This is a genomic window from Thermoanaerobaculia bacterium (assembly GCA_035717485.1).
In the GTDB taxonomy this organism is placed as follows: Bacteria; Acidobacteriota; Thermoanaerobaculia; order UBA5066; family DATFVB01; genus DATFVB01.
The window spans coordinates 24,054-30,079 of record DASTIQ010000273.1; the positions used below are offsets into that span (position 1 = coordinate 24,054).

Below are 6,026 nucleotides of genomic sequence, written 5' to 3' on the forward strand. Positions count from 1 at the left end.
TCGCGGATCAGAACTCGGTCCCGATGTAGAACGACGTCTTCAATCCGGACAGGGTCTTGCGGAAGTCCCACTGCTTGGCGAAATCCCAGTGGAGCTCGACGCCGAGGAGGTTCAGCGAGAACCCCCATCCGTAATCCGCCTTGCCGTTGATGAGCTCGTACGGCTGGTACGTCTGCACTCCCTTCTGGTTGATCGGGTCGAAGTACTCGATGCTGTGGTTCGACCCGTTCCAGAACCGCCAGGTCGCCGGATGGCCGAAATCCAGGTGCGCGGCGCCGACGTCGACGAAGAATTTTCCGCGGATGTTCGAGAGGCCGAAGCCGCCGAAAAGGACGATCTGGTCGACGAGGGGGAACCGGTACTCGAGGTTGCCGAACGCGACCTGGGTGCCGATCTCGGAGCGGAAGTCGTACCCGCGCACCGTGTCGACGCCTCCGAAATAGGAGATGTCGGGCAGGGTTCCCGAGGAGTGGACCCCGAACGCCCGCATCGCCAGGACGGATCTCTTCGTGATGCGGAAATACTGGCGGAGGTCCACCGAGAGCGACTGGGTGAGCGTGCCGCCCCGCTTGACCACGATCGGGCCCTCGAAGTCCTGGCCCACGACGTCCGTTCCCGACTTGAAGTCCGGCGTGTAGGAGAACGACACCGCGTACCGGTGGCCCGCGAGAGGCCCCACCGCGCTGTAGAGCGACGTGTCGCCGGTGAACGTCACCGAACCGGTCGGGTTGTTGTCCTTCTGGGTCGAGATGAGGATCGCCTGCGTGAGATCGTTGTTGGTCGCCGCGACCGGGAAGTCGATCTCGCGCGACACGTAGCCGAGGCTTCCGTCGAACCGATGGTAGCGGTCGAGCGGATACGCCCAGAGACCGAGTCCCCCCGTTTCCCGGTAGAACTGCCGGTCCCGGCTGATGAACCCGGTCGCCGGATTCGTCGAGGCGGCGATGAAATACTGGCGGTCGTCGTAGAGCATTCCGCCGAGCTGCAGCCGGTGCTTGAGGTTGTAGTAGACGAGGTGGATGTCGGTGTACGACGAGATCGACTGAAGATTGATCAGCGCCCGCCGGTCTCCCAGGTTGTCCGAAAAGATCAGGCTGGTGTCCGAGAAGAGCGTCCCGTCGCTGTTGACTCCGGCCGCGATCTGGGCGTTGTCGATGTAGAGCTTGTGCGAGGGCTTCGGCTGGAATTTCTCCGGGTCGAGCGAGACCTCGATCGCGGGCGTGTAATGGGACGCCGAATGCGCGTCGACGCGGACGGGGGGAGGATTCAGCGCCGCCAGGCGCGCGTCGGTCTTCTGCACGTCCGTCTCGTAGAGGCCGTATCGCTGCCGGTAATACGAGCAGTAGCTGAGCTTGGCGATCCCGTCCGCTCCGACGAAGACGGTGGGCTGGTACGCGCCGCCGACCACATTCGTGTGTTTCCACGTCTCCCCGGTCGAGAGGTCCACCGAGAAGATGTTGTAGACGCCGGCGTCGCGGTCGGACGTGAAGAAGAGGCGGCCTCCGTCGGGCGACACGAACGCGTCCTCGTCGTTCCAGTCGCCGAAGGTGACCTGTTCCTTCACGGAGGGATTCGTGGGGTCGACCCGGAAGATCTTCGCGAACGACCCGGAAGTGGAGGAGTAGTAGATCCACTTTCCGTCGGGCGACCACGTCGGGGCGGCGTCGTAGGCCGCGTCCTTGGTGACGTTCGTGACGCTGCGGGAAGCGACGTCGTACGACCAGATGTCGAAGCTCCCCTGGGAAATGCCGGAGAAAACGACCTTCTTTCCGTCGGGGGAGTAGCTCGGCGCGACCTCCTGGTCGATCCCCGGGAACGGCACCTCCTCGACGAGCTTGCCCGAGAGTACGTTCCAGATCGCGAGATCGCGCCCGCGTTCGCGCCGGACGAAGGCGGCGACGACGTTGCCGTCGGGCGATACCGCGACGGTCCGGCCCGGCACGTCGAGGCTGATCGTCACGGCCTGGGCGATCAGGTACTCGTACCGGGTCGTGTATCCCTTCGAGATGTTCCGGAAGAGCTTCCGGTCCTTCGTCGAGTAGATGACGACGTCGGGGCTCGCGTTCAGGGTCGGCACCGAGAGGTCGTAGGTCGAGACCGCCGCGATGAGGTCGCCCGACGGGAACGCGACGGGGGAGACGTCCCAGGAATACGCGTTCTGGTTCACCTTGATGTGGAACGGCTCGCCGAAATCGACGGGCTCCCCCTTGGTGGCCATCACCGGCATGTAGCGCTGGCGGAGGTAGCGCCGGAACCGGATGTCGAAATCCTCCGGCGTGAGGTCGAACGCCCTCTTGATCACCCGCTGGACGCCCCCGCCGAGGCTCGTCCGCCACTCGTAGACGAAGTCGCGGACGGCGTCCTTCCCCCACTCGTGCTCGATGAAGTCGAAGACCGCGTGCCCGAACCGGTAGGCGAAGTAGGGATTGATGTCCCCGCCCCGCGCGATCTCCGGAACGTGGTCGGTGATCACGGCGTCCCGCAGGTACATCCGGGAGCGGTTCGTCTCGTCATGGCCGTAGTACGAGGCGAGCCCCTCCATGAACCATTGCGGGATGTTCGACGTCACCGCGCGCAGGAAATTGCCCTGGAAGAGGAGCTCGAATTCGAAGATGTGCGTGAGCTCGTGCTGGATGACGGTCTGCAGATACGCGTCGGGCATGTCGACCGGGAGGACCATCCGGTCCCGGGAGGGGAGCGCGAACGCCCCGGTTCCCTCGTCGATGAAGTCGAGCTCGGTGTTCGTCTGCTCGAATTCCGAGTGGCTCGAATAGAAGATGAGCGGAATCGGATGGGGGATCTGGTAATTGAGCGAACGGGAGAGCTCGTCGTAGGCGCTTTCGGCGAACGACGCGACCTTCTCGAGGGATCCCTTCTCCTTCGAGTAGAAGTAGATCTGGAAGTGCGTCGACCGGTAGATCTGCCAGTCGAACTGGTCGTAGGCGATCTTGTTCTGGCCGAACTGCGCCCCGGCGGGGGCCGCCGCCGCCGCGACCACGGCCGCCATCACGACTCGCCGCAAGAGCTTTTTCATCGCCTCACCGCGTGAAGAGGTAGCGTTCGACCGCGCGCTCGCGCGGCACGAACATGTTCAGGATCTGATCCTCGAGAGAGAAGAGGTTCTGGAAGAGGCCGAGCATCTCGTCGGTGCGCCGGCGGTTCCGCTCGCGGAAGTCCTTGAACTCGTCCTGGAGGAGCTTGTCGCCGGTCTTCCCGTCGAAGACCAGGAAGACGATGTCGAAGAGGAAACCGGTGCGCTCGACGTAGATCTGGCGGAAGGAGGTCTGGCCGGTGACCGGCGAGACGTACTCCTCCGTCTTGTAGCCCGCCGAATCCTCGACCTTGAACTCGAGCGATCCCGAAACCACGACGTCGGCGCCGTTCTTCTGCCCGACCGAGCGCCAGAAGTCGGTCGCGCGGGAGAGCGCGACGAGCTCGCGCGAGGGGAGAGTCACCTCCGTGCCCAGGTCGATGACCTGGAGCTTCGTCTTCTTCTGCAGCCGCTGGATCAGGTAGCGGTGGAACTCCGCCTGGAGATCGATCGTCGCGAGGTCCGCCTTGTCCTTGGGCTTGTCGGCCGACGCGACGATCAGGAAGGGCGCGATCGCGACCCGCTCGTTCCCCTTGAGCGGAATGCGGGGCTTGAGCGGCAGCTTCATCTTGACCTGGTGCACGCCGGTGCAGGCGGCCGCCAGCACCGTCGCGACCGCAGCGAGGCCGAGGAGTCTCCGCCTACGGAGCAGAGCTCACCTTTCCGACTTTCTTCGTGTAGGCCGTGTAGAACTCGGCGAAGCGCGTGTAGTTCTGACGGATGTTCTTGTCGGCGGAGTCGAGCGAGACCGCCTTCTTGTATTCCTCGAACGCCGCCGGGAAGTCGCCGTTGGCCTCGAAGGCGACGGCGAGGTCGTTGTGGGCGCGCGCGTTGTTCGGTTGGGCCGCGATGGCGAGCTGGAACCGGAACCGCGCTTCCTGCCAGTAGCCGAGGCGCGCCATCCGGGCCCCGTACTGGAGCTCCTTCTCCGGGCTCGGCTCCTTCGTGCGCCCCGTCGCGCACCCGCCGAGGAGCAGAGCGCCGGCCAGCCACAACCCGGTCGCAAGCCTCGATCCGCGGGTCACTCGCCTTCCTCCAACCGCGCCGTATTCTATCCGTCTCCCGCGGCGGGCCGGGATTCTTTTTAGAATGCGGCGATGCCCGTCACGGAAGTCGCTCGTCTCGCGCTCGCCTGGTCGAGGATTCCCGGAGTCTCTCTTCGCCGATTCTGGAAGGCGTGCGAGGCCGCGGGAGGCTGGCGGGAGATCGTCGGGAGCGAACCGTCCCGGTGGGCGGGCGTTGTCCGGTCGGAAACGGCCGCGCGCATGCTCGCCCGTCCTTTCGACGTCGACGTCTCTTCCGAGATCGCGGCCACGGAACGGTCGGGGACCCGGCTGCTCACCGCCCTGGAAGGACCGTATCCGCCGCTCCTCCGCGAGATCCCGGACGCCCCGCTCGTCCTCTGGTCCTCCGGCGACGTCGAGCGGCTCTCTCTGCCCGCGGTCGCCGTCGTCGGCGCCCGCGCCGCGACGCGCTACGGCCGGGAGGTCGCCGCGCAGATCGCGGGAGACCTGTCGCTCGCGGGCGTGAGCGTGGTCTCCGGCATGGCGCGCGGGATCGATACGGCCGCGCATGCGGCGGCTCTCGGGAATCCCGGAGGCACGATCGCCGTTCTGGGGTCCGGGATCGACGTTCCGTATCCGAAGGAGAACGCGGAGCTCTGGAAGAGGATCGGCGCCGGCGGCCTCCTCCTTTCGGAACATCCGCCCGGAACGCGGCCTCTCCCCGCGTTCTTTCCGGTTCGGAACCGGATCATCGCGGGAATGTCCTCGGGAACGGTCGTCGTCGAAGCGGCGCGGCGGAGCGGGTCGCTCATCACCGCGCGGCTCGCCAACGACTTCGGCCGCGACGTCTTCGCGGTACCGGGGTCGATCCGGTCGGAGTCGTCCGACGGATGTCATGCGCTTCTGCGGGAAGGCGCGATCCTCTGCCGCGGAGCGGGCGACGTGCTGACCGAGCTCTTCCCCTCGGTGGGAACGCCCGCCGCCGACGGAAGCCCGGCGCCCGGTCTCGAAGGGGACGCCGCCCGGATCGTCGCCGCGATGGCCGGGGAGGAAGCGTGGGACGCCGACGACCTCTCGGAGGCGACGAAGATCCCGACGTCGTCGCTCCTGGCGATCCTCTTCGACCTCGAAGCGAGAGGCGTCCTCCGCTGCCTCCCGGGCGGTCTGTACGCCGTCGCGGGACGCGGGAGGGCTTGACAGGCACCGTATGATCCGCCTTTCACGCCGCGCGCTCCGTCGACCCGGACCGCGCCGCCGTTCGGGAAGGAATGCACGAAATTGGTTAAGTCCCTCGTCATCGTCGAATCGCCCGCCAAGGCGCGGACGCTCGAGAAGTTCCTCGGAAAGGACTTCAAGGTCCTCGCCTCGTACGGCCACGTCCGGGACCTCCCCCGCAAGGGGCTGGGCGTCGATCGGGAGCACGGGTACAAGCCGACCTACGAAGTCCTCAAGGGAAAGGAAAAGACGCTCGGCGACCTGAAGAGGGCGGCGAAGGCGTCCGACCGGGTGTATCTGGCGGCCGACCCGGATCGGGAGGGAGAGGCGATCTCCTGGCACCTCCTCCAGGAGTTGAAGCCCGGCAGCGGCAAGACCGAGTTCAAGCGCGCCCGCTTCAACGAGATCACGAAGAAGGCGGTTCAGGCGGCCGTCGAGAACGCGGGCGCGATCGACGAGAACCGCGTCGGCGCTCAGCAGGCCCGGCGCATCATCGACCGCCTCGTCGGGTACGAAGTCTCCGATCTCCTCTGGAAGAAGATCTGGCGCGGCCTTTCCGCCGGACGCGTGCAGACGGTCGCGCTGAGGATCATCTGCGAGCGCGAGAAGGAGATCGAGGCCTTCGTCCCCGTCGAGTACTGGAGCCTCGACGCGCGGCTCGCCGCCGCGGCGCCCCCGGAGTTCTCGGCACGCCTGTTTTCGTGGGACGGCGAGAA

Annotated in this window: 5 protein-coding genes; 2 read left to right on the top strand and 3 right to left on the bottom strand. The window is 66.2% G+C overall.

Annotation, left to right across the window (positions count from 1 at the left end):
* Positions 1-7 precede the first annotated feature (7 nt).
* Genes VFS34_14310 through VFS34_14320 form a run of 3 tightly spaced genes read right to left on the bottom strand, consistent with a single transcriptional unit; the run spans position 8 to position 4,116 of the window.
* Complete coding sequence (locus tag VFS34_14310) at positions 8-3,034, bottom strand: hypothetical protein (protein HET9795623.1); 3,027 nt, start codon at positions 3,032-3,034, stop codon at positions 8-10.
* 4 nt (positions 3,035-3,038) lie between these two features.
* Positions 3,039-3,698: a hypothetical protein gene (locus VFS34_14315; GenBank protein HET9795624.1), complete on the bottom strand. Its 660-nt coding sequence runs from the start codon at positions 3,696-3,698 to the stop codon at positions 3,039-3,041.
* Between the two features lie 34 nt (positions 3,699-3,732).
* On the bottom strand, positions 3,733-4,116 hold the full coding sequence (locus tag VFS34_14320; GenBank protein ID HET9795625.1) for a tetratricopeptide repeat protein: 384 nt from the start codon (positions 4,114-4,116) through the stop codon (positions 3,733-3,735).
* Between the two features lie 72 nt (positions 4,117-4,188).
* Between VFS34_14320 and dprA the strand changes: the two genes are divergently transcribed.
* Complete coding sequence (dprA, locus tag VFS34_14325; protein ID HET9795626.1) at positions 4,189-5,292, top strand: DNA-processing protein DprA; 1,104 nt, start codon at positions 4,189-4,191, stop codon at positions 5,290-5,292.
* Between the two features lie 81 nt (positions 5,293-5,373).
* On the top strand, positions 5,374-6,026 hold a 653-nt coding region (locus VFS34_14330), incomplete at its 3' end, for a DNA topoisomerase (GenBank protein HET9795627.1).